The following is a 24,013-nucleotide window of genomic DNA, read 5'->3' on the forward strand; positions in this document are numbered from 1 at the left end:
TTCCGGATACCCTATGAAGCTTCGCAACATCGCCATCATCGCCCACGTCGACCACGGCAAGACGACGCTCGTCGACAAGCTGCTGTCGCAGTCCGGATCGTTCCGCGAGAACCAGCGCGTCGAGGAACGCGCCATGGACTCGAACGACCTCGAGAAGGAGCGCGGCATCACCATCCTGGCCAAGGCGACCTCGGTCGTCTGGAAGGACACCCGCGTCAACGTCGTCGACACCCCCGGCCACGCCGATTTCGGCGGCGAGGTGGAGCGCATCCTCTCGATGGTGGACGGCGTGATCGTGCTCGTCGATGCCGCCGAAGGCCCGATGCCCCAGACCAAGTTCGTGGTCGGCAAGGCCCTCAAGATCGGCCTGAAGCCGATCGTGGCGATCAACAAGGTCGACCGTCCGGACGCCCGCATCACCGAGGTGGTGAACGAGGTGTTCGACCTCTTCGCGGCCCTCGACGCCACCGACGAGCAGCTCGACTTCCCGATCCTGTACGGCTCGGGCCGCGCCGGCTGGATGGCGACCGCCCCGGACGGCGACCAGAGCCAGGGCCTCGCGCCGCTGTTCGACCTCGTGCTGGAGCACGTGCCCCAGGCCAAGGTCGAGGAAGGTCCGTTCCGGATGCTCGGCACCCTGCTGGAGGCCAACCCGTTCCTCGGCCGCATCATCACCGGCCGCATCGCCTCCGGCACCGTCAAGCCGAACCAGGCCATCAAGGTCATGGACCGCACGGGCAAGCTCGTGGAGACCGGACGCGTCTCGAAGATCCTGGCCTTCCGCGGCCTGGAGCGCGCGCCCATCGACATCGGTGAGGCCGGCGACATCGTCTCCATCGCGGGCCTCGTGAAGGGCACCGTGGCCGACACCTTCTGCGACCCGCAGGTGGACACCCCGATCCAGGCCCAGCCGATCGATCCGCCCACCGTCACCATGTCGTTCATCGTCAACGACTCACCTCTGGCCGGCACCGAGGGCGACAAGGTCACGAGCCGCATGATTCGCGACCGCCTGTTCAAGGAGGCCGAGGGCAACGTCACGCTCAAGATCGAGGAGGCGGCCGACAAGGATTCGTTCTTCGTCTCGGGCCGCGGCGAACTCCAGCTCGCCATCCTGATCGAGACCATGCGCCGCGAGGGCTTCGAGATCGCGGTCTCGCGTCCCCGCGTGGTGCTTTCCAAGGACGAGGACGACAACGTTCTCGAGCCGGTCGAGGAGGTCGTGGTCGACGTGGACGAGGAGTACTCGGGCGTCGTCGTGCAGAAGATGTCCGAGCGCAAGGCCGAGATGATCGAGATGAAGCCGTCGGGCGGCTCCCGCCTGCGCCTCGTCTTCCATGCGCCCACCCGTGGCCTGATCGGCTATCAGGGCGAGCTCATGACCGACACCCGCGGCACCGCGATCATGAACCGTCTGTTCAAGGCCTACGAGCCCTACAAGGGCGAGATGCCCGGCCGCCGCAACGGTGTGCTGATCTCGAACGACAAGGGCGAGGCCGTGGCCTACGCCATGTGGAACCTCGAGGACCGCGGCCCGATGATGATCGAGCCCGGCGCCAAGGTGTACCAGGGCATGATCATCGGCGAGCACAACCGCGAGAACGACCTCGAGGTGAACGTGCTCAAGGGCAAGAAGCTCACCAACATCCGCACCACCTCGAAGGACGAGGCCGTGCGCCTCACCCCGCCGATCCGCATGACCCTGGAGCGCTCCCTCGCCTGGATTCAGGACGACGAGCTGATGGAGGTCACGCCGAAGTCGATCCGCCTGCGCAAGACGTATCTCGATCCCAACGAGCGCAAGCGCTTCGAGCGCTCGGGCGGCGTCGCGTAAGCCACGCGGTTTTCGGGAATTGATCGAAGAGGCCGGGCATCGTCCCGGCCTTTTCTTGTCGAGCGCTATGAGCCTGGGGCGACGCATGCGGGGCCTTCCTCGCATGGGGAGGGCTGGAGGTCGGGGTGGGCGAAATGACCCTCAAGCCGCGCAGGCAAGCGGCGGCGCCCACACCCCTGATGCCTCCCCACAGGGGAGAGGGCTCACGGACCCTCCGGCAACGAACCCGACGGTCTGCCCTTACGCGGATCCCACCACAGGAATGGAGCGGCGCTTCACTCTTCCTTCGCGCGCTCCCGCAGCAGGTACTTCTGCACCTTGCCGGTCGAGGTCTTCGGTAGTTCTCCGAACACGATGTGGCGCGGGAGCTTGTAGCCGGCGAGCCGCTCGCGGCACCAGGCGATCAGGGCGTCGGCCTCCACCGTGGCGCCGGCTTTGAGTTCGACGAAGGCCATCGGCGTCTCGCCCCATTTTTCGTCGGGACGGGCGACGACCGCGGCGGCGGAGACGGCGGGGTGGCGGAACAGGGCGTCCTCGACCTCGATGGAGGAAATGTTCTCGCCGCCCGAGATGATGATGTCCTTCGAGCGATCTTTCAGCTGGATGTAGCCGTCGGGGTGCTTGACCCCGAGATCGCCGGAGCGGAACCAGCCGCCCGCGAAGGCGGCCTGCGTCGCCTTCAGGTTCTTGAGGTAGCCGCGCATCACCACGTTGCCGCGGAACATCGCCTCGCCCATGGTCTCGCCATCGGCCGGCACGGACTCGCAGGTCTCGGGATCGCGGATGTCGAAGCCCTCGAGGACGGGATAGCGCACGCCCTGGCGCGCCATCTTGGCGGCCCGTTCCTCGTCGGCGAGAGCATCCCAGTCCCGGTGCCAGGCATTCACCACCGCCGGGCCATAGGTTTCGGTGAGGCCGTAGAGGTGGGTGACGTCGAAGCCGGCCGCGCCCATGGCACCGAGGACCGCCTGGGGCGGGGGAGCCGCCGCCGTCAGGAAGGCGACTCGCCGGGGCAGGGGACGGCGCTCGGCCTCGGAGGCGTTCAGCAGCAGCTGCATCACGATCGGCGCGCCGCAGAGATGCGTGACGCCGTGCTCGGCGAGCGCTTGGTAGAGCGCGCCGGCGCGGACCTGGCGCAGGCACACATGCGTGCCGGCCACGACCGACAGGGTCCAGGGGAAGCACCAGCCGTTGCAGTGGAACATCGGCAGGGTCCAGAGATAGACCGGGTGCTGGCCCAGGGCGCCTGTGATGACGTTGCCGAGGCAGAGCAGGGCGGCACCCCGATGGTGGTACACCACCCCCTTCGGATCGCCGGTGGTGCCCGAGGTGTAGTTCAGGGAGATCGCGTCCCACTCGTCGCCGGGCATTGCCCAGTCCCAGGCCGGGTCGCCCTCCGCCAGCAGGGCCTCGTAGCCGAGACTGCCCAGCGACTCGCCGGGACCGTTGAATTCGGGGTCGTCGACGTCGATCACCAGGGGCTTCACCCGTGCCTGGGCGAGGGCCGGAGCGACGACCTTGGAGAACTCACGGTCGGTGATCAGCACCCTGGCCTCGCCGTGGTCGAGGCAGAAGGCGAGGCCGGCGGCGTCGAGGCGGGTGTTCAGGGTGTTGAGAACGGCGCCGGTCATCGGCACTCCGTAATGGACCTCGATCATCTCGGGCGTGTTGGCGAGGATGACCGCGACGGTGTCGCCGCGCCCGATGCCCCGCGCCGCGAGCGCCGCGCCGAGGCGGCGGCAGCGCGCGTAGAGCTCGGCGTAGCTGCGCCGCAGGGGCCCGTGGATGACGGCGCCGTGGTCGGGAAACACCCGCGCCGCCCGGTCGAGGTAGCTCAGGGGCGTCAGCGGCTGGTAGTTCGCCGGATTCCGGTCGAGATCCCGGTCATAGATCGATGGCGCAGCCGTGTCGGCCGTCGTTGAGGTGGTCATCGGCGTGTCTCCCTGAGGGGAAGAGTACTCCGCCGGGACGATCCGACAAATCGTTCCGGAGGATCGCCCACAGCGGGGCGTCGCCAGGTGGAAGGTTTCAAGAGTTGGCAGCGGCGCGGCGCCAGATCAGATGGTAGGTCACCTCTCGGCCGCCGGACCGGATCGGTGCTGCCGTGCTCAAGCGAAGAACATCTCCCTCGATGGAGACGAGGCGCGGCTGGGTCTGCCCAAGCCAATTCGGGAACAGCGACACGGTCATTGTGTGGGTGAGCTGTCCGATATCCGCCTCCGTCCCGAACGGTCCCGAATAGGCGATGTAGCCTGTCGCCTCCGCGGTGAACTCTTCCGGCGTGCCCACGAACCAGTCGCCCGATGCGAAGTCCGGCCGGTCCGGCCGCATCAACTGCGCCGACATGTAGCCGTCCGGCGTGTACAGGATCAGTCCCTGCGGATTCTCGCCCAACGGATAGGACGGCGCCGAGCCGTCGGTGGGCTCCTCGACATAGGACACCAGCGTCCAGGCCCCGATCAACTGCTCGCGCAAGGTCTTGGTCATCCCGCTCCCCATGTTGGTCTTCCCGGCCTCGTCATCACCGGGCTTCCGGCGGACGCACCGGCGGTCATCGAAACGCGTCGTCCGAGAACCTGCTCCGCCTGGCCGACGCGATGGTCGAGGGCAAGCGGGCGAGCGCCGAGCAGGCGGCGGCCGACCATGCCCGCTACGCCAAGCTGAGCGACGCCGCCGTGTCCCAGCAGAAGCTCGAGGCGACCCGGGCGACCGACCTCGAGGCCAAGGCGGCCTACGATGAGGCCATGGCGGACCGCGACGTGGCCAAGCTCAATCTCGCGCGCTCCGCCGTGAAGGCCTCGGTGAACGGGCGCATCACCAATATGGGCCTGCGCCCAGGGAGCTATGTCAGCACCGGCCACGGCGTGATGGCGCTGATCGACAGCGACACCCTGCGGGTGGAAGGCTATTTCGAGGAGACGAAGCTGCCGCGCATCCACGTGGGCGACCGGGCGCGCATCCGGCTGATGGGCGAGGCCACCCCGCTGGCCGGCCGCGTCGAGAGCTTCGCGGGTGGCATCGAGGACCGTGAGCGCACGGCCGGCTCCAGCCTCCTCGCCAGCGTCAACCCGATTTTCGCCTGGGTCCGGCTCGCCCAACGGGTTCCCGTCCGTATCGCGCTCGACCCCGCCCCAGAGGGCATCCGGCTGGTCTCGGGCCGCACCGCGACCATCGCCATCGAGGCCGATGGACAGGCGCCGCGCTTCGACCTGTTCGGCGCCTGGCGCGCCGCGCCAGCCGCGGGCCGCTGAGATCCCCGGGCAGTTCAAGGATTCCCGACGAAGCCCGCATCGCGGGCGAATGAACCGAGCTCGGCCTTGTCCGCGCACCGTATCGGTGCCGTGACTATGGTCTCGCGCGATCCGACGTCGCACGCAGTGCGGATCGTCGCACGCAGTGCGGATCGTCGCACAGCCGATCCGCGATCCGGCCTAGTTGGCCATCGGACTCCCGTTGGCGGTCAGGGTCATCTTCACCTCCACCACGTCGCCGGGTTCGAGCGGTGTGTCCGCATCCGCGGAAAGCGATTTGGCGGATCCCGAGACCTGTCGGACGACTGAGATCTGCGGGGAATTCACCCCGGACCCGAGCAGTTGCGACCGGAGGGCGCTCGTATAGACAAGCTTCTCGGTCAGGGCATCGATGCGGGACTGCGTCTTCGAGATCAGGTCGATGGTTTCCTTGAGATCCTTCAAGACCTGCTCGGATCGATCGCTGATCAGCTTCTGAAGTGCCTGCTGCGCGTCGCTGCGCACTCTCCTGTCCGCCTCGAGCTGGGAGCTCACCTGCAGTGAGCGGGTCGCCGACAACAGGGCCAGGCGGCGTGCATCGGCCACTCGGTTCGCAGGCAAGGTCCCCTTCGCGAAGAGATCGTTGATCCGGGCGGCTTCCGAGTTGTCGAGCTTCGCGTTCTCGTCCTCGTTCTTCTTCTGCTTTTCGAGTGCGTCGAGACCATCGTTCAGGAGCGTGATCTTGCGCTCGAAGGCGACGCGCTCCGCGTTGAAGGCATCGAGGCTCGCGCGCAACTGGTCTGTCTCGGCCTTCGCGGCCTGGTCGCGCAGGCCCTTGGCCAGGGGAGATCTCAGGGCGAAGGGTTGAGTGGGTTCCTTGGAACGATCGAGGAGTTTCTGCAGGAAGTCCCGACGCGCATAGGCGTGCTCGAGGTCCATCCACTTCGTCCTGAGCTCATCCTCCAAGTCGACATTCGCCATCATGGGATTCTCGACGCGGAATCTCACGACATCGTAGCCCCCTGCGAGCGAGATCGATTGTCGAACTGTCATACCGGGCCGGAATTTCTGTTCGCCCGGACGGCTCACATCACCGTTGACGTAGACCGGGACATAATCGGCGATCGAGAGGGAGATCTCCTGGGGATCGATGATCGTGATCTGGTCTCGTCCCTCGGGAGTCCTCAGGTTCAGCGACTTCTTCGGCAACTCGCGTCGAAGGTAGGTGAGGATTTCCGTCAGGGTCTTTCCCTTCGCGTCCAATGGGCCGACGAGCGGAAGCGACACGCGGCCATCCGTATCGACGGTCGCGGTCCGCTGGAGCGATACGCCTGCGACCGAGAAATCGAGGGTGTCACCGATGTGCAGGCGATACTCGTCCGCCCTGGCCGCCGATTGCAGGCACAAGGCAATCGAAACACATAGGACGAAGCTCCAGCATCTCATCGAAGTCTCTCTGTTCATGCGTTTCCGCCTGATCCTGGATGCACGCCGGCCGGGCCCAGGGGCAAGGAGCCCGGAACGCCGATCGGTAAAGGACGGATTTCGGCCTCGACTGGAACGATATTTACATAATACAGACGCAGCCTGTCTTATCTTTCATCGCTGGGATCCGCCGTACCTTGTATCCCGGATCTCGCTTGCTTGGGATCTAAAGCCGGCTTCTACGGCCACATCGCCCGGAGCATTGGAACAACGCCCACGCTCACATGGAACTCCCTATACATCAAGCTGCCGGAGGGTCATCGCCGATCCTGTGTCCCGAGGGAAGACGTATGTCCGCCCGCCTCCAATGGCGGGGCATCGCCGTCCAGGGTTCGACCGTGCCCGAACCGGGCTCCGTCCGACCGGGGATTGTTCCTTCGAGGGGCCACAAGGCCTTCGGGATCTGCCGTTGCGCTCGCGCCGATTTCGCAGGGAGCGACCAAGCGATGTCGGCACCACCGGTCCCGTCCTGCCCGCCCCTGGCGCTCAGCGCGCGGGCTGACGATCCCTCCGCCCGACACATGCCGGTTCGCGTGACGCAGGCGCATTCGATGCGCGCGGAGCGACTCCATCGACACCCAGCCCTTCGGCGCGGAGGCCGTCCCGAACCTCCAGCGAACGTCGCGGCATCCTCGATCCGTAGGTGGCGTGTCAGCCAGGACGACGCTCGAGCGCCCCTCAGGAGTTGTGGGCGCCGTGGAAGAGATCGGCCTGCCCCGTCTGCTCAGCCGCCAACGATCGAGCGTGCCGGGCGCGCCGGCGCGGAACCATGTTGAGGACCAGCGCGAGGATATCGACCTGAGCGGCCTCGAAATGCGCGGAGAGATCCCCGAAGGTGCGCCGCTGGGTAACCCCGGACCGGGCAACCAGGATCACGCCGTCGAGCATCGGGCCGAGGATGAGCGCATCGGCCACGTGGTTCGTGGGTGGAAGGTCCAGGATCACCGCGTCGTAGGTCCTGCGTGCCTCTTCGAGAACCTGCTGCATCTGGCCAGACCCCAGGAGATCGCTGGAATGGGCTATCAGGGTACGCTTGGGCGCCGGAAGGATATCGAGTTTCGGAACCTGCGTCCGCTGGACCACTCCGGCGAGGCCCTCGCCACCCAGGAGCACCTCGACGAGCCCTGCATCCGCCTTCGGAGCGAAACGGTGCGTCAGCGCACTGTCACGGATGTCGGCGTCGATGACGAGGGTGCGCGCGCCAGAATAGGCGAACAGGGCAGCGAGATTGCTGACGATCGTGCTGCGGCCCTCACCCTCCGCGCAGGATACGACGCCGATGATCTGTGCCGTTCCGCGGGACCTGCGATGCATCGCGAAGGCCTTGACCCGGCGAAGTTCGTCGCTGAATTCCGAGAAGGGGGCGAGCAGGACCTCGACGAAGGCGGCGCCCGGCTTGCGCCGCAGCCTGCGCAACCGAGACGGGTCGCCCGAGACGGAGCCGATGAGAGGCAATTCGACCGTTCCGATATGGCCCGAATTCGCCATCATCTGTCGCGCATTGGAAACGCTCGAGTCGCGGCCCTGCCGAACGATCGCGCAGATGATGCCGCACACGCCGCCGAGGAGGATCGCGAGGGCGAGGATCAGAATCGTCCGCGGATGGCTGGGCATCAACGGACGGGTCGCCTGCGTGATGACGCGGGCGCCTGCAATCGGAAAGCTCTGACGCTGCACCGAATCGGCGAAGGCCTGAAGGAAGCTTTCGTAGATGCGCCGGGATGTCTGCGATGCGGTCTCCAACTCCTCCAGGGTGATCGACTCGTCCGGATCGAGCAGATTCGCGGGCTTGGTGCCGTTCGAGGCGTCGGATGATTTCCGGGTGGGGATTCGGTAATCGTGACTGGCCTTGAATTCCTGGACGAGCCGGGACGCCGCATTCATCTCGCGCCGAAGCTGTTGAATTCGCCCTTCCAGCCACGCACTGCCCTGACGAGCCGCTTCCGACCGGCTGTCGAGCTGGTCTCGGACATACGCGTCGGCGATCGCGTTCACGATCTGCGCCGAACGCTCCGCACTGGGGGATGTGAAGGCGATCTCGAAGGCGTAGGAGGTTCCGAGCCGCCTGACACTCAAGCCGTTCTCGATCATCCCGATGGCGTCGCGCATCCGCTCATAGGACGTAGGCGGGGATGGGGGTGGGTAGTCCAGCCAGCGAAGCACGTGCTCCTTCAGCTTCGCACGCAGGCCCACTTCCTTGGGAAGCTCTTCGATGCGCAGGGTCTCGACCACGGCCGTCGCGATCGTTTCGGACCGCATGACGATCATCTGGCTCTCGACGAGCGCCGCGTCCATGGAGGCTGCGATCTCCGGAGTCTGATCCCGAGTCGGGATCTGCGGCATCCGCGGATCGACGATGATCTGTGCTCGGGCCTGATAGAGCACGGTGGTTTGATGGATGTAGACCGCCGCCGCGACGACGGCGAGAAGCACGAAGCCGAGGATCGTCCAGCGGTAACGCTGGAGGAAGGCGACCATGTCGACCTCCCTGGCGGCGATCGCGTCGGTCATCGCCCCTGCGCGTCGATCGTCGAGCAGTTCGGTCGGTGTTTGCTTCAGCACGGTCTGCTATCCTCAGCTACGTTGAGCAAGGAGCGTCAGCATCGCTTCGGTCGAGATCCGTGACGGGCCGGTGAAGGGAGCCGCGTCGACGACGACCGAATAGCCCTCGCGCTGCGATCGCTCTGCTGCCCGCAGCAGACGAGCCGAGCCGTTCCCGCCGAGATGCGCGGCCAGGAGTGAGGCGGAGGCGTCGGCGGCTGCGTTCGGCAGATCCGCCGTCGACCCGGTGATCAGCTCCGCCAGGGGTTCCGCCAGACAGGGCGGCAGAAGGGCCGGGCGGCCGCGGAGCAGGTGGCCCATCCAGGCGCCGACGGCGAAGGTCTCCTGCAGGGGCGCCAGATCCTCATAGACATAGGCCGCGTTGATTCCCGAATGGATCGACCGGAACAAGGCCTGGGCGCCTGTCACTGGACCCCGTCGTTCGGCCGCAAGGCACGCGTCCTCGTGGAACCGGTCGAGTTCGGCCATCACCAGGCGGGCGAACGGATCCGCGCCGGCACGGGCGATGGCACCAGCCGGCCATCCGGAGATCCGGCTCTCGGCAGGGCTCGCCACCACATGCGCTGCATCGAGGCGCCAGCTCGCGCGCGTCGCCGGCGGCCGGACCGGAACTCCGGAACGCGCGCGGGAGGCCAGGACGCGCCGGATGCGGGCGGCGGCGCCATCCAGGCTGTTCGACTGGGCACGGAGCACACCCGGAATGAGGAAAACGAGTTCATCGTCGGATACGTCGCTCCAGCCCCGCGCTGACCAGAGGCCCGCCAAGCCGCTCTCGACGATGCCGTCGCCCCAGAGATCGGGCCTGACCGTCGCGGGATGTTCGTCCCGCATCGGCCAAAGCATCTTCGATCTGCCGTGCCAGGCAGCCAGCGTTGTTTTGAATATGCCAGCGAATGTCATCGGCTCACACTTCTGCGACACCCGACCATCAATCGTTGAGACGAGCACGTGAACCGCACCAATTGAGGTAGCGATCCTCCTTCCGGATGAGGCCGGCGGTCCTCGGTGATCCGAGGCTCCGCAGTCGGCCGCATCGTTTGGCCTCGCCCGATCGCGAGGCAAGATCAGCTTTGCTCAGGACCGGACCGGGTACAGGCGTTCGTAAAAGGCACCCTTACGCCTAAGGCAGTAGTCACAAGACCCCAATTCCACCCTTTGAGGTTTTGACGCTGTGCAGCTAGATGCAGTGAATTGACGTCTGAGACAGTTTAATTTCGGAAATCGCGTGAACAGCAATGAAAACGCTCAGTTTCCCTCTTTTCGGTTTTCGTGGGCAGTCACGGCGTGACCAAGTTGCCTCCGTGACAGTGGAAGGCGATCTGGAAGGCCGGTTTTCCACGCCCCTACCGATGGAGGCGCTCACGATCACGGCGCCGCGCGATCCTGCATTCTTATCGAAGCTGATGACGCAACCGGTTCTGAGTGCCGGCTCCGGCCAAGTCCGTTCCCGGATCGCTCCGCTCGGAGGCTTGCGGAAGCGCTACGTCGACTTCGCTATCGCCGTTGGGGTCCTGATCCTTGTCCTGCCGCTGCTCCTGATGATCGCCCTTGCGATCAAGCTATCCATGGGTGGACCCGTCATCTATCGGCACCGCCGGATCGGGTGTTACGGGCGCGAGTTTGATTGTCTCAAGTTCCGAACCATGGTGACCAACGCCGATGCTGTGCTCGAGGCCCTGCTCCGCACGGAGCCAGCGGCCGCTGCGGAATGGCATCGGACGCAGAAGCTCGTTCGCGATCCGAGAATTACGTGGATCGGCCGCACGCTGCGGCGCACGAGCCTCGACGAGTTGCCGCAGATCTTCAATGTTCTGCGCGGTGACATGAGCTGCGTCGGCCCGCGTCCGATCGTGCGCGCCGAGTTGATCCGGTACGGTGCTCACGGCGATCTTTTCCAGAGCGTGAGACCCGGCATGACGGGTCTGTGGCAGGTCAGCGGGCGCAACTCCCTCGCCTATGAGGACCGGGTCATGCTCGATTGCCAGTATGTCAAAGACTGGTCCGTCTGGAGTGATCTGAAGATCTTGATACGCACGATCCCTGCTGTTCTCAATACGCGGCAGACCTGTTGAGTAGGTCCCGACTCAACGCGCGGAGTTGATGAGCAGAGCCATGGCGAAATAGGACAGCTGGAGCGTTATGACACAGACCAACAGCTGCCACCACGCCAGTCCCAGCCCAATTCCCGCAACGACAACGAAGGCTGAGCCGGCGATCGCCGCGGGTGCCTTGTACCGCAGGCTTCCGAGGAGGCTCGCGACCACCGAGAAAGCAAGAAGCCAGATCATTCCGCCGCCTTCGTTCCGAGACGCGATTGGCCGCGTAGATCGATGCCCACCGGTCGAGGATCGCATCGGCCCCCGCTTCGGTCAACGCGACAGGCGCGGTCCGTCGGGGGCGAAGGCCCGTGCCGCACGGCAGCGCCGACATGGGCCGCCGGTGCCCGTCCCGCGCTCGTAGCAGCAGGTCCTGACCTCCATGGATCTCTCCCTGATCGGCATCGTCGTCGCAGCGATCCTCCTCTGCGTGTCGGCCTTCCTCGGCCCACCGCTCATCGTCGCCACCATCGCGGCCTTCGCATTCGGCGCGACCGCGATCGGGTCACTTCCGGCGCTCGGCGGATCTTCGCCCCTGATCTACATCGTGCCCGGGTGTATGCTGATCGCCGCGCTCGCGGTTCGGCGCGGAACCATTCCGAAGCTTGGCATCGTGCTCATGCGGGACCAGACCACCTGGGCTGTTCTGCTTCTGGCGGTGTACGCCGCCGCCGGAGCCGTGATCCTGCCGCGGCTCTTCGAGGGCGCGACGACCTCCTTCGTCACGTCCCGGGTGGTCGGCGTGTTCGAAAGCCCCCTTGCGCCGGGCCCCGGCAATATTTCCCAGACGGCATATTTTCTCTTCGGCGCGCTGATCTTCGCCGCCTTTTCCATCCTGCTGCTGCAGCCTCAAGCGATCAGACCCGTCGCCCGGGGCTTCTTTCTGTGGGCTGCCCTGACGGCCGCCTTCGGCGTGATCGACCGCGTCGGTAAGCTCATCGGCGCGGGCGACGTGCTCGAGCCGATCCGGACGGCCTCCTACGCGATGCTGACGGGTGCCGATCTGACGCTCGGGAACGTGACGCGCATCTCGGGTGCGTTCTCGGAGGCGTCCGCCTTCGGTGGCGCCGCGCTGGCGAGCTTTGGGTTCAGCTTCGCCTTTTGGAGAAGAACCGGTTCGTCCCGCGCCCTCGGCCTCGCCATCGTGCTTCTGATTCTCGTATTGCTCTCGACTTCGACCACCGCTTACGCAGGCTTCGCCTTCCTCGCGAGCGTCCAGATTGCCATGCTCGCCCGGACCGCGGTGACGAACCGCCTGATGCGCAACGATCTTGTGGTCCTGATGGCCCTGGCGATCGGCGGAACTCTGGTTCTGCTTCTCTATCTCACCACTCCGGGCATCTTCGATCCTGTGTACGAACTGTTCCGCGTGACGATTCTGGAAAAGGACGAGTCTCAATCCGGAATCGAACGCAGCTATTGGAATTCCCGTAGCCTCGACAGCTTCGTCGATACCTTCGGCTTCGGCATCGGGATGGGAAGTTCCCGCGCTTCGAGCTGGGTGATCGCGATCCTGTCGCAGTTGGGCTTCGTCGGCACCGCGCTCATGGCAGCGATCGTCGTCAGCCTGCTGAGACCATGTCCGCCCACTCCCTCCGATCCGTCGATGCAGTGGATCGCCGGCCTCCACGACGGAGCGCGCCTCGCCGCGCTCACGCAACTCTTCACGGCGACGATCTCCGGCGGTCAGGCGGATCCGGGATCCCAGTTCTTCATTGCGCTGGCGACAGTGCTCGCCTGCCGCGCGCATCTGCGTGCAAAGCTCCATCTACGGAACGAAATGATCGCGGCTGAGCCGCCCGATCTCAGCCGGTACGCGGGCGCATTCACCTACGCCACGAGGTCATGATGCTTGCGGGACGGGTCGTTACGGGAGCCATGCTGCTCGTTGGGGCCCGTCTGATGGGGCGCCTCATCGATTTCTGTGCTCTCCTCGTCTTCGCTCGGCTGCTGACCCCGAATGATTTCGGAGTCGTCGCGGCGGCCATGACGTTGATCTCGCTGATGGAAGCCATCTTCGAGTTGCCGGTCGGCCTGGTCCTCGTCCGGACCCCGAATGTCGAGTCCGACCATTACGACACGGCCTTCACGCTCTCCATGCTGCGCGGCGTGATGCTCGGCCTGCTGATCGCCTGCATCGCGTGGCCCTATGCCTGGGCCTTCGATGACTTCCGTCTCGTTCCGATCATCCTCTGCCTCGGATGGGCACCGATGATCCGCGGATGCGTGAGTCCCCATCTCTGGGTCAACCTGCGCCAGCTCCAGATGGGCCCCGACTGTCTCGCGCAGACCGTCGGCAAGATCGGCGCCTTCGTGGTCGCGATGCTGGTCCTCGCCCTGGAGCGGAACTATTGGGCGCTGGTCGTCGCGACGGTGAGCAGCCCGGCCATCATGGTCGCGACCTCCTACTACCTGGCGCCGTACCGACCGAGGCTTTCGCTCAGGCAATGGCGGGTCTTCTGGGATTTCCTATCCTGGCTCGGCGGTGCGCAGTTCCTCGCCGCGCTGTCCTGGCAGTGTGATCGCTTCGTCCTCGGTCAGTTGTCCAGCCGCGCGGAGCTCGGCCGATACACCATGGCGGATTCTCTGGCGGCGCTGCCGATCCAGGCTCTCGCCGCTCCCGCCGCCGCGATGCTCTTCCCGGCACTCGGCGCGATCCACGTCCAGCACGAGCGTCTCAGGCGCGCATTCCTGATCGGTCTCGGTGGCGTCTACACCCTCTGCCTCCCGATCATGGTCGGTCTCATCGTGCTGGCCGAACCCTTCTGCCGAACGGTCCTCGGACCGCAATGGGGCGAAGTCGTCCTGCCCATGCAGATGCTGACCGCCGCGGGCGCGCTGAGCCTCATCGCGCAACCGCTCGGGGCTCTCTACAACGCCTTGGGTCAAACCAAGGCCGGGATGGTCCGCAGCGTCCTGGGCCTGTCGATCAAGCTCCCGCTGGTTCTCGTGGGCTGCTTCGCCGGCGGCCTCGCCGGTGTCGCTCTGGCACGGCTGGTGACCGAGTTCATCATGTTCGTCGTGTCCGCCTACAGCATTCGCCAGTTGACCGGCGCATCAACGAGAAACATCCTGTCGGTCCTCGTGAGGCCCGTCGGCGCCTCGGCTGCGATGATATTGGCTTTGCTGGTCCTCCAGCCCCTGATCGGAGCTTCCGACGACCCGACGATCCGCGGGCTCATTCTCGCAGCCCTCGTCCTGGCAGGTGCACTTGTCTATTCCACGACGATTCTGATGCTGTGGGTTCTCGCCCAGCGTCCCGCCGGTTTGGAAGCGAGGCTGACGGCTATCGTGCACGAGGCGCTGCGACGCATAGCGAGCAGGCGGGGCGGCCTTTCCCTTGGTTCCAAGGCGATTGTGCCGGTTGAAGTGCACGGCCGGCCCAACCGGCCCGGATGACCCTGCCGATCATCGATCTGACTGCCTGGCATGCGACCGGGCTCTGAAGTGGATCGGCACGGACCGGAGGTGCTGGACGTCAAGCGCGGCCGGAGAGACCCGTGAACAGCTCGCGTCGAAGCTGAGCCATACCGAGGTGCAGACAGCGCGGGTCAGGATACTGGGACTGGTGTGCCAAGAGGCGGAGATCTCTGCGCGGAGCGATGACCGCTGATGAAGGTTCACGGCAGACTCGGGTCGAACAGACGCCGACGAGGAAGGATCCGGAGCACGAACGCTCGATTGCGCCGCCCCGTGGCCGATCTAACTCGCGACCGTGATCACCGGCTAAGTCGGGGTCTGCAGGGTCGGTACGGCCGTGCTCGAGCCGCATCGACCGTGACCGGTCTTTGACGGGCCGCGTGAAGGGCGACGACGTGGTGGCGGCCATGGCCCGTCGTCACCTCGATCCGGCGCCGCTTGAGCCTCCTGATCCACACGCGCTTTCCGACCCTGCGGCATCTCCGCCGGCTTCGGTTCCGGCGAAACTTCTCGATCAGCTCGATCGAAAGTCAGAGGGTCAGGTCGAGGGCCTCCTTCGCGCTCTTCTGGTATATTGAATAATCATCGTACTTTATCGTTATACGAACAGGAAAAGTCTATAATCCATGACAATAATTTCAACTGTCCTAGGGAACATCACCGTCTTGGCAGACTTACAGCCGCACTGTGCCGCTCGTGAGCACATGATCGGAAGTTTAACATGAAGACCCTCGCACTGGTTATGGCCACTGGCGTAATGTTCGCCAGCTTTTCCATCGGCTCAGCTTCGGCCGCTCCCGGAATGACGCACGCCGAGCGGATGCGTGCCAGCTCGTCGATCGGCTATGCGGGCAACTACAAGGCCCGCAAGCATCACATGCGGCACCACGGCAATCGCCACGACGCGATCCACCATTCCCGCGCCAATCGGACCCATCACACCCGCAATCGCCTGATGCATGGCGACCCGAACGCCCGGAACCCGATGCAGCCCGGTTACGCGCAGCAGCGCGGCACCACCTCGGGTGGCCCGCGCTACTGAGGCCGGCTCGACAGACCCGAGGGCGGTGGTCCCATCGCGGCGCCGCCGCCCGATGCCATGCTTGCGTTGGTGAAGTCGCGGAGCGGCGCACCACGGCTACACAAGGGCAGGCCACGCCACCAGGCCTCGTCGTTGGTCCAAGCCTTGATTCGAAGGCGCGTACAGAGCACACGATGCTCGGTCATCAGAGGCACTCATGCGGCCGTGACCTAGCACCTTCGTGGGCAGGTGATCGGATGGCTCCGATTGCGTGAGCGCGTTCGGTCGAGATCGAACGAGGCAACTGTCCAGTTGCGGATCCTGCGATATTCGGGCCTCGCTCCAAACCTATCGGAAGCGTGATGCTATCAAGGCTCCCGAGAATCATACGATGTGCCTCCCAGATGCTTTGATCTGGTTCGAAGGAGCGTAGCGTTCTATTCACTGACCGCATGACGTCATCGACAAGATCGCGACAGCCGCCCAATGCGTCCGTACCTGATCGATGGTGGAATCGAGCGCTCGAACAACATCCGGTCGAAGCTGTATCGACTGCCGGTGCTCTTCCGGCCCCGCCAATCGCTCAGTGCTTCACTGACGGCGGAGTTGGCTTCAGGTAGAGAAAGCTTCGCTCTCCAGTGGCAGCCTCAGTGATATGATCGATCGCGTTCAACAACTCACCGAGGTTCTGGTCGAGTGCGGGCTGAAGGAGAACACGTCGGCCGGTCGTGCGCCCGGCGATGAGTTGCGCTTCGGTCAGGGGATCAAAATCGGGTCGAACCCGTCGCTTCTGACTCATCGGTCTTCCGGTTCGCTGATTGCTCCAGCCGCCGCAGCGCTGAGGGCAGCGGTCAGCGCTATGAGCAAGGCCGCCTCGATCATGATGGGGTCCTACTCCTCGACTCGTCCCTCGGGGTGACCGCGGGTTCAGCTAGGACTGCCTGCCGTATGGTTAACGAAACGTTAGCCACAATATCCGCGCGGTAATCTGAGCCACATCTCCGGCGGTCTCGCCTCGGTCGGGGGACGATGGAAAAATACGTCGTCGACGGAGTACGACAAGCGCATTCTCGCGACGCCACACGGCTCGCGGCGCTGCGGGCTGAGTTCCGTCAAGAACACTGGCCGTCGATGCCGCGAGAAGCGACGTCAGACGTGGGCCGCCAGCACGGCTGGAATGGCAGCGCGCAAGCGAGAATACCCGCGTGTGGATCGCGGCCAGGCAGCCTCGTCCCAGGCGCGGCGCACGCGCAGGCACCTGTCCGGCAGGGCCGCTGCCGACGGCCCAACGGGTGCCCAGGCCGTCACCACCGGCAGGTCGCCTGCCCATCCGCCCTCGACCAGTCCGACCGAGCAACCGAAATGCACCTCGGCCCGGGCCAGGGCATCCATCATCGCGGCCGTATCCGCGGACCTGACGCGATCGGACGCCCCAACCGCATGGGCGATCAGTCCACCGACGCGCACGACCGTCGCACTGCCCATGGGCAGGCTTTCTGGATGCAGGTCGTCGAGATGCAGGAGCAGCGCGACGGTGCCTGATGGCGGAGTATCGGCCGCGGGCAGAGGGATTTCGCGCGGCGACATCGGCTCCTCCAGCGCATCGGGGTACTCGTCGAGACCGGCCGGATCGTAGCGGCCCTCCGTGTACCGGCGGATGTTCTCCGCCCGGGCGACGTAGTGCTTGCCGCGGGTGTGCAGGCCTGCCACCCAGCGCCACGACAGCGTGTTGCTCGCCGGATCGCCGTCGAGGAGATGGCGCATGAAGAAGTCCGCCCCGAGGGCCCAGGGCAGCCGCAGGGTGAAGATCCAGATCGAAGCGAACCACATCCGGGCATGGTTGTGGAGCCACCCGGTCTCGACGAGGTCCCGCACCCAGTCGTCGAAACCGTCGATGCCGGTCCGCCCGTCGACCGCCGCCTCGTAGGTCCGACGCAGGCCGGGCTCGGCTGCGAGGCGCTGATGATCCGCGGCGGTCAGCGTGCATGCGTTCGTCCAGGCGGACGGGTGAGTCTCCAGATGGCCTTTGAAATAGGTCCGCCAAAAGACCTCCGACACGAACTTCTCCGCGCCTCCGTCGCCGAAGGCGTTGTCGGCAGCGGCCACGACCTCAGCCTCGGTCACGAGGCGGCGGCGCAGGTAGGGCGAGAGCGCCGATGTCGTCGGTGCGCGGCCCGGCCCCCGATCGGTGTTGCGGTCAGCAGCGTAGGCCGCGCCGGCGCGGGCGATAAATTCGGAGAGGCGCTCGAGCCCCGCGGCACGGGTCATGGGGAAGCTGGGGTCCATGCCGCTTAGCTAGGGTCAGGACCAGTCTGGCCGATGCGACCCATTCCCCGGTGGTCGGACCTGCGCGAGCCGAGCATTAAGCCCGCTGCTCCGACGGGCCGCCTCGCTTCCCCGCACCATCGCTGCGCGGCGTCAGCACTTCGAGAACATGCTCGTGAAGGTCCTGCGCACCGCACGTTCATGCTCTTGGCGGAAGCGTCGGCGCCAGCCCAGCAAGTTGCAGGACAGCGTAGTCTAGCGAGCGGATGTGATGCTCGCGATCGGCAGCTTTCCAGCCGCAGGGTAGGCTGAACCCTCGACCCTCCCTCGTTCGCTTCCCAGGGAGTGAACGGGAGGAAGAATGCACGATCGCCTGTGACAGGATTGGCTGAAGGTGCAGTCGGGTGACACAGGAAGATCGATCGAGGCGCTGAAACCCGTCCTGTCCGCGAAAATGCCGGATGAACCGCCACTCAACGTCACTAATCCCCGAGTTTCTTGTTCTATGAGGGGAAAGTGGTGCTGCTGGACAGGATTGAACTGTCGACCTCCTCATTACCAATAGTGTCGCACCCGGTCCATTGGTGTATCTGGCGGTATATGTAGCACCGTTCAACTCTCTGTTTCTGCTGATCTAATCGGGATATCGTGGGGTATGTGACGTTCGGCGGGTTTCCGAAAACCGTGCTGCCCATGTGCTGCCCACAGGGTCCTGATCGATGAAACAGAAGCTGACCGATGCTCTCGTCGCCAGGGCGGTCTTGCCGGACGGCGCTATAGACATGGTGCTCTGGGATAGCGACGTCTCCGGCTTCGGTCTGCGCATTCGCCCTGCCGGCAAGACCTGGATCCTCGCCTACCGCCCGGCCGGTGCTGGCCGGCGCGCCTGCACGAAGAAGATGAAGCTGGCGACCCTCGGCGCGGTCGCCAAGGTGTCTGCCGCGCGCATGCTTGCCCAGGTGGAACTCGGACGGATTGCGTCGGGCGCTGACCCCCTGGCCGCGCGAGCTCAGAACCGCATCCGTGAGAAAGCTCGCCTCGGCGACCTGCTTGATCGCTACGATCGGCATCTTGAGCGACGGCAGTACGTGAACCGCAAAGACGTGCTGGTCATGCTGCGTTCGCGGATGGCGCCGCTCCTGAATCGCGACGTGGCGACCATCACCGGTGCCGAGTTCGCGAAGATCACGGATGCCATCAGGGAAAAGGGCCTGCACGGAGCTGCCGCGCATTTCCGCACGCTCTGCCGGGCGTTCCTGACCTGGTGCGTGGCCGAAGCGAAGGTGCTGCCGGTGAACCCGCTTGCAGGGCACCGGAAGGAGCGAGCGACCCGTGCAGATCGCCTCGCGAAGACGGAGAAAGGTCGGGCTTTGTCCGACGTCGAACTTGGCAGGGTGTGGGCCGCAGCCATGCCCGATTCGACCGCCGGCCGGCTGATCCGCTTCTACATCCTCACCGGCTGCCGACGTGGGGAGGGCGCCGGCATCACGTGGGCGATGCTCAACACTCGAGCTGCCATGTTCGAGCTGCCTCCCGTGTTCGTGAAGCAGGGTCGCGGGCATAAGGTCCCCGTAACGGCGCAGCTACAGAGCTTGCTGGAACTCTGCCATCGGGACGCACGATCCGACCTCGTCTTCCCGTCCGCCCGGACCGGCAGCCCGATGAGCGGTTGGACGAAGCTGGTCGCCAGCCTCACGAAGGCCTCCGGGGTCGAGTTCACACTGCATGATCTGCGCAGAACCTTCCGAACCGGCCTGTCGCGGCTCGGCGTCAATCTCGATACTGCGGAGCTCGCCTTGGGGCACGCACGGGCGGATCTCGAAGCGATCTACAATCGCGACGAAGGGCTCGATCGCCTTCAGGATGCCTTCGAACGGTGGGGTGCGTTCGTGGCGTCGCTATCTGCAGACGCGGAAACGCAACGAGTAGCGGCCTGAAACGACGTCATGTATGCGGGGTCGGCTATCATACTCAGTAAGCAATGAAATTGGCTCTGCTGTATGTCACTTGTATGTCACCAAATTAGTTGCTCTAAGATATCTTGACGCCCTAAGTAATACTACAATATACTATGCTTGCCGCGCTGCCCGGAGTATCTCTGAATCGCGAACCTGAAGCGGCTCAATCTTCATCGCATCGATGATGGACGACGCATGGGCGGTCCGTCTCACAGGAGAGCTGTATGTCAGCGAGCGCATCTGCATGCGCCGGCGCAAGCCCGCGTGTCGTTCCCGATATCGAGAAACTGCCCGGCGAAGCGCTAATCACCCGCCAGCAACTCGCGGCCGTGAGCAGCTTCGCACTCATCACCCTGAAGGTCTGGGCCAAGCAGGGCCGCGGCCCTCGCATCACCGTCGTAGAGGGGCGGCCTCGCTACCGCGTGCGTGACGTCCGCGAATGGATGGGGCTGGCGTCATGAGCGGCCGCCGCCACTACTCCTCATTCGCCAAGAAGCCTGTCCCGGGCACGGACTTCGACTTCCACGTCACCGCGACGGAGATCTGCGATGAAGAGCCGATCCTGTCGATCGGCTGGTCTCCGGTGCCGATCACCGAGGACATGGCGCCGCAGATTCGGAGCTTCTGGGAGCGGCGCAATCCGCTACTCGTATTGATCGGTAAGCAGATCGAGGACGAGGCAATCGCGAAGCTCGCGGCAGTCGGCGTGCCGGCATCGAGGCTGACACCGCCGTTTTCACCGGAAGTCGAAGCCCTGGTCGCAGACTACGTCCGCGGCGCACGTCACGGCTTCCTACTGAAAGACGAGACGTTCAGGCGCCCGCCGGCGATGAGATCGGATCTTAGCCCCCTGCCGCCCCATCACCGGGTGATCGTCGGCGCCTGGCTCAGCCGTGGAGGCTCGACGAAGGCCGCTGAGGCGCTGAACGGCGGATTGCCGACAGGTGTCAGAGGCGGCCTCAATCGCAATCACGTTGATCGGGTGATGCATGCCTTCAAGCGCTTGCCCGGCCGTACGAAGATAATCTTTCGGGCCGAGATCCTGCTGTTCTCGACGGGCTTCCTCGGCCTGGAACGCGTGCGGCTGGATGCGGGCCGGCACCCCGAGTTCAAGAAGCTCCGGGGCCGTGAGTTGGCTGAGGCTATCCACGAGAGGCGTGATCTCTGGAGCGTCATGGATCGAGCCGTGTCGACGATCCCACGCTCGCAGATCCCGAACGTGGCCTGATCTACGGACGCGCGATCTACGGCCTGCTCAGAGCACCTCGTATCGCGCGCCAAGCTTCGTCAGTCTGCCTGCTTCCATCCCGCCACATCAGCAGGACCGCGCATGACCGCACTACCGAACGAACTCGAACTCTGGCGCGAGCGCACTTCGCTCTCCGTCCGCGAGACCGCAGCCGTTTTCCGCCGATCCACATCGTGGGTTCGCGACCGCATCACTGATCGGAGCTTGGCAGTCCTCCACTCTCCTGTCCGCAGTCCGACCGAAGTCACCGTCAACAGCATCGCCGCTCTGATCGATCGGCTCGGCCCTGAAAGAGCGCAGATCAGCCCTCAGCGCGGTCGCGGCGCCTACCTGAGACTGGTCGTCGACAATACCAACTCTTGAAAAACGGCCAGGGACCCTCACCACAAGGGTAATCCTGGCCGTTCCGCATTAGTGCTCAAGGACATATTATGCTGGATAGCGGAAACATACCGGCTTACGAGCTGCAGGACAATGGCTCCTCCGCACAATCTGGCGGGGACAAGCTGATCGCCGACATTGGCGACATGGAAACGTTCATTCGTGTAGCCTTCGGCGGAATAGAGCCGGGGCACGGCAACATCGCGCTTCGGTCATTCCCGAACAATGACAAGGTGGGAAAGCCGGATTTCCGCTGGCGCCCCTTCGGCCCGGGGCTGATTCCTGCAGCCATCAACTTCGCCACGGAGGCAGCTAACCGGACCGGCGGCGACGCAGCAGTCTTCGCCCCGCCACCTTGTGTGTTCGGGGACAAGACATGGAAGGGTAAGCTTCGCGCGTCCGAGGACAACGTGATTGCGTGCCGTGTCGTCTCGCTGGAACTCGATGAGCGACCGCGGGAGATGCTGAGCAAGGCGACCGAGATCCTGGGCTCGGCGCCGACGCTACTGGTGCGATCCGGCGGCGTGTGGGTCGGCCCTGATGGCCCGGAGGACAAGCTACACGCCTATTGGCGGCTGGCAGAGGTCGCCACGACGCCGGAGGATCTGGCCCAGCTCAAGGAAGTACGGCGCAGTCTAACGCGGCTCTGTGGCGGAGACGGAACCGCCCCGCCTTTGTCGCACCCGATGCGCTGGCCGGGGTCGTGGCATACGAAGGCCGCGCCGAGACGGTGCGCCGTGCTCGAAGAGACCCCGACCGAGATCAGTCTTGAGGCTGCGGGCGCACGGATCGCCGCGGCGGCGGAGGCCGCCGGCCTCGACTTGGACCACATCGGGCGCCCGCGGCGGCCTCGGGGCGAGGGCTTCAAGACGAAGCACCCTCTAGGAGCGGCAGAGCTAACCGCGTTGGCCGCGGCAATTCCCAACCCAGCCGATCTACCGTGGGACAGGTGGAATCACATCGGCATGACGTTCTGGGATTCCTCGCACGGGTCGGCCGAAGGCGAGGAAGCCTTCGACACCTGGAGTGCGAAGAACGAAGCGAAGTACGACCCCGACAGCGTGGCCGAGCGATGGGCGCATTGGTTCACATCGCCACCGGACAACCTGTCTACCGGTTCGCTCGTTCGCCTGGCGCAGTCGAGCGTTCCTGGCTTCGCACTGACCTTCAACCTTGAACGATGGTTCGATGAATCCGCCGCGGCGGTTTCGATCGCTGCAGTGGGGGAGGCGCCGGCCGGTGCTTCGGGGGCAGAGGGCGGGGCGTCCGCGAACACCCCGGCAAAGCCCCTCTCTGCGGGCCGGGTCGCCCTGGACGACCTCCTAAACTTGCCGCCCCGGCAGTGGCTCTACGGCACCAAGTTGAGCCGGCGCTATGTGACCTTCCTGGCTTCGCCGGGCGGCGTCGGCAAAACCGCCTTCACCTTCGCCCTCGCTCTGGCCTGCGCCTCGCGCAAGCAGCTTCTACACGACACATCGCGGCGCCCACTCCGGGTGTGGCTCTATAACCTGGAAGACGACGTGACCGAGCTCCGGCGGCGGTTGTTCGCGGCGCTGAAGCACTACGAGCTCGACCCGTCTGTCCTCGATAACATTCGGATGAACAGCGGGCGCGATCGGCGCTTTCGCATCGTTGCCGCGGCGAGCGGGACGCTCGTCGTGCAGCCGGACTACGAAGCCGTCATCGCCGAGATGCGACGCGAGGCCATCGATATCCTGGTCGTCGATCCCTTTCTTCGATCGCACGGCGTGCCGGAAAACGAGAACGAGGCGCAGGACGAGGTAATGCGCCTGTACGCGCAGATCGCCGAGGAAACGAACGCCGGGATCCTGCTGGTCCACCATACCAAGAAAGGGGCCGTGGCCGGGGAGATGGATTCGCTGCGAGGTGGCTCAACACAGGCGGGTGGCGCTCGGGCGGCCTTCACCCTGGCTCCCATGTCCGTTGAGGAAGCCGGCAAGATGGACGTCCCAGAGGATCAACGCCGGCTGTACGTCCGCGTCGATGACGCCAAAAACAACATGGCTCCTCCCGTCGCCCGGGCGGAGTGGCTGAAGCTGGAAGGCGTGAGCCTTGGCAACGGGAACGAGGAATACCCGAAAGGAGACAGCGTGCAGGTCGCAACAGCGTGGATTCCGCCGCAAGCTTGGGCCGACGCAGAGAACGGCACCGAGGATAGCGCCTTGGCCGTCATTGATGCCGGCATCGACGGCGAACGCTTCTCCGACAGACCCCAGGACGAAAGGTGGGCCGGGCATGTGCTGGTGAAGCGCTTCGGCTTTTCGGAAGCGTTGGCCAAGCAGACGTTGGCCGAATGGCTGAAATCCGGCGCTATCGAAGTTCGCAAGTACCGCTCCGAGACGCAGCGGAAGGAGCGGAAGGGCGTCTTCGTACTCAAGACATACAAAGCTGGAAATGACGTTTTCGGGTAGAAATCGGGCCGCGCCACTGGGGGTGCGCCACTGGGCCTGTCACTGGCGCGAGTGGCGCGCTGAAGCCTGCGCCACTGCAG

General features: G+C 65.1%; 18 protein-coding genes and 1 pseudogene. 12 read left to right on the forward strand and 7 right to left on the reverse strand.

Annotation, left to right across the window (positions count from 1 at the left end; translation table 11 throughout):
- Window positions 1-13 precede the first annotated feature (13 nt).
- The gene (gene typA / locus AC0IWM_RS02040; protein ID WP_471752829.1) at window positions 14-1,834 is read left to right on the forward strand and encodes a translational GTPase TypA; all 1,821 of its coding nucleotides are present in this window, start codon (window positions 14-16) and stop codon (window positions 1,832-1,834) included.
- A gap of 275 nt (window positions 1,835-2,109) precedes the next feature.
- Here the strand turns inward: typA and AC0IWM_RS02045 are convergent, their stop codons facing one another.
- Both AC0IWM_RS02045 and AC0IWM_RS02050 read right to left on the reverse strand, forming a co-directional pair.
- The gene (locus AC0IWM_RS02045) at window positions 2,110-3,765 is read right to left on the reverse strand and encodes an acyl-CoA synthetase (protein WP_471752830.1); all 1,656 of its coding nucleotides are present in this window, start codon (window positions 3,763-3,765) and stop codon (window positions 2,110-2,112) included.
- A 97-nt stretch (window positions 3,766-3,862) separates the two neighbouring features.
- Window positions 3,863-4,321: a lipocalin-like domain-containing protein gene (locus AC0IWM_RS02050; protein WP_471752831.1), complete on the reverse strand. Its 459-nt coding sequence runs from the start codon at window positions 4,319-4,321 to the stop codon at window positions 3,863-3,865.
- Between the two features lie 92 nt (window positions 4,322-4,413).
- On the opposite strand from AC0IWM_RS02050, the pseudogene AC0IWM_RS02055 reads away from it, so the two are divergent.
- Window positions 4,414-5,085: pseudogene (locus AC0IWM_RS02055) on the forward strand (HlyD family secretion protein); the annotation flags it as partial.
- A 180-nt stretch (window positions 5,086-5,265) separates the two neighbouring features.
- Here the strand turns inward: AC0IWM_RS02055 and AC0IWM_RS02060 are convergent.
- The 3 genes from AC0IWM_RS02060 to AC0IWM_RS02070 all read right to left on the reverse strand — a co-directional run bounded on the left by AC0IWM_RS02060 (window position 5,266) and on the right by AC0IWM_RS02070 (window position 10,011).
- Window positions 5,266-6,528 (reverse strand): polysaccharide biosynthesis/export family protein, encoded by a 1,263-nt coding sequence (locus AC0IWM_RS02060; protein ID WP_471752832.1) that lies wholly within the window; start codon window positions 6,526-6,528, stop codon window positions 5,266-5,268.
- A 699-nt stretch (window positions 6,529-7,227) separates the two neighbouring features.
- Window positions 7,228-9,111 (reverse strand): polysaccharide biosynthesis tyrosine autokinase, encoded by a 1,884-nt coding sequence (locus AC0IWM_RS02065; protein WP_471752833.1) that lies wholly within the window; start codon window positions 9,109-9,111, stop codon window positions 7,228-7,230.
- A 12-nt stretch (window positions 9,112-9,123) separates the two neighbouring features.
- Window positions 9,124-10,011, reverse strand: a complete 888-nt coding sequence (locus tag AC0IWM_RS02070; protein WP_471752834.1) for a hypothetical protein — start codon at window positions 10,009-10,011, stop codon at window positions 9,124-9,126.
- A gap of 335 nt (window positions 10,012-10,346) precedes the next feature.
- Between AC0IWM_RS02070 and AC0IWM_RS02075 the strand changes: the two genes are divergently transcribed.
- Complete coding sequence (locus AC0IWM_RS02075) at window positions 10,347-11,183, forward strand: sugar transferase (protein WP_471752835.1); 837 nt, start codon at window positions 10,347-10,349, stop codon at window positions 11,181-11,183.
- Window positions 11,184-11,195: 12 nt separating this feature from the next.
- Here AC0IWM_RS02075 and AC0IWM_RS02080 read toward each other — a convergent pair whose 3' ends face one another.
- Window positions 11,196-11,399: a hypothetical protein gene (locus tag AC0IWM_RS02080; RefSeq protein WP_056471263.1), complete on the reverse strand. Its 204-nt coding sequence runs from the start codon at window positions 11,397-11,399 to the stop codon at window positions 11,196-11,198.
- Window positions 11,400-11,589: 190 nt separating this feature from the next.
- On the opposite strand from AC0IWM_RS02080, the gene AC0IWM_RS02085 reads away from it, so the two are divergent.
- The 4 genes from AC0IWM_RS02085 to AC0IWM_RS02100 all read left to right on the forward strand — a co-directional run bounded on the left by AC0IWM_RS02085 (window position 11,590) and on the right by AC0IWM_RS02100 (window position 16,567).
- Window positions 11,590-13,056, forward strand: coding sequence for a hypothetical protein (locus tag AC0IWM_RS02085; protein WP_471752836.1), 1,467 nt, complete (start codon window positions 11,590-11,592; stop codon window positions 13,054-13,056).
- Between the two features lie 29 nt (window positions 13,057-13,085).
- A complete protein-coding gene (locus AC0IWM_RS02090) occupies window positions 13,086-14,606 on the forward strand; it encodes an oligosaccharide flippase family protein (protein WP_471752837.1) in 1,521 nt (506 codons plus the stop codon).
- A 742-nt stretch (window positions 14,607-15,348) separates the two neighbouring features.
- Window positions 15,349-15,669: a hypothetical protein gene (locus AC0IWM_RS02095; protein ID WP_471752838.1), complete on the forward strand. Its 321-nt coding sequence runs from the start codon at window positions 15,349-15,351 to the stop codon at window positions 15,667-15,669.
- Between the two features lie 634 nt (window positions 15,670-16,303).
- Window positions 16,304-16,567: a hypothetical protein gene (locus AC0IWM_RS02100; RefSeq protein WP_471752839.1), complete on the forward strand. Its 264-nt coding sequence runs from the start codon at window positions 16,304-16,306 to the stop codon at window positions 16,565-16,567.
- A gap of 230 nt (window positions 16,568-16,797) precedes the next feature.
- Here AC0IWM_RS02100 and AC0IWM_RS02105 read toward each other — a convergent pair whose 3' ends face one another.
- Complete coding sequence (locus AC0IWM_RS02105; protein WP_471752840.1) at window positions 16,798-17,754, reverse strand: FAD-binding domain-containing protein; 957 nt, start codon at window positions 17,752-17,754, stop codon at window positions 16,798-16,800.
- A gap of 878 nt (window positions 17,755-18,632) precedes the next feature.
- On the opposite strand from AC0IWM_RS02105, the gene AC0IWM_RS02110 reads away from it, so the two are divergent.
- The 5 genes from AC0IWM_RS02110 to AC0IWM_RS02130 all read left to right on the forward strand — a co-directional run bounded on the left by AC0IWM_RS02110 (window position 18,633) and on the right by AC0IWM_RS02130 (window position 23,933).
- Window positions 18,633-19,850 carry a tyrosine-type recombinase/integrase gene (locus AC0IWM_RS02110; protein ID WP_471752841.1) on the forward strand — a complete coding sequence of 406 codons (1,218 nt, stop codon included), beginning with the start codon at window positions 18,633-18,635 and terminating at the stop codon, window positions 19,848-19,850.
- Window positions 19,851-20,095: 245 nt separating this feature from the next.
- On the forward strand, window positions 20,096-20,332 hold the full coding sequence (locus tag AC0IWM_RS02115) for a hypothetical protein (protein WP_471752842.1): 237 nt from the start codon (window positions 20,096-20,098) through the stop codon (window positions 20,330-20,332).
- Window positions 20,329-21,099 (forward strand): hypothetical protein, encoded by a 771-nt coding sequence (locus AC0IWM_RS02120; RefSeq protein WP_471752843.1) that lies wholly within the window; start codon window positions 20,329-20,331, stop codon window positions 21,097-21,099. Before AC0IWM_RS02115 ends, AC0IWM_RS02120 begins: the two co-directional genes overlap by 4 nt.
- A 102-nt stretch (window positions 21,100-21,201) precedes the next feature.
- Complete coding sequence (locus AC0IWM_RS02125; RefSeq protein WP_471752844.1) at window positions 21,202-21,483, forward strand: hypothetical protein; 282 nt, start codon at window positions 21,202-21,204, stop codon at window positions 21,481-21,483.
- Window positions 21,484-21,551: 68 nt separating this feature from the next.
- Window positions 21,552-23,933: an AAA family ATPase gene (locus AC0IWM_RS02130; RefSeq protein WP_471752845.1), complete on the forward strand. Its 2,382-nt coding sequence runs from the start codon at window positions 21,552-21,554 to the stop codon at window positions 23,931-23,933.
- The last annotated feature ends 80 nt before the right edge of the window (window positions 23,934-24,013 follow it).

It is taken from the genome of Methylobacterium sp. AC433 (assembly GCF_979253015.1).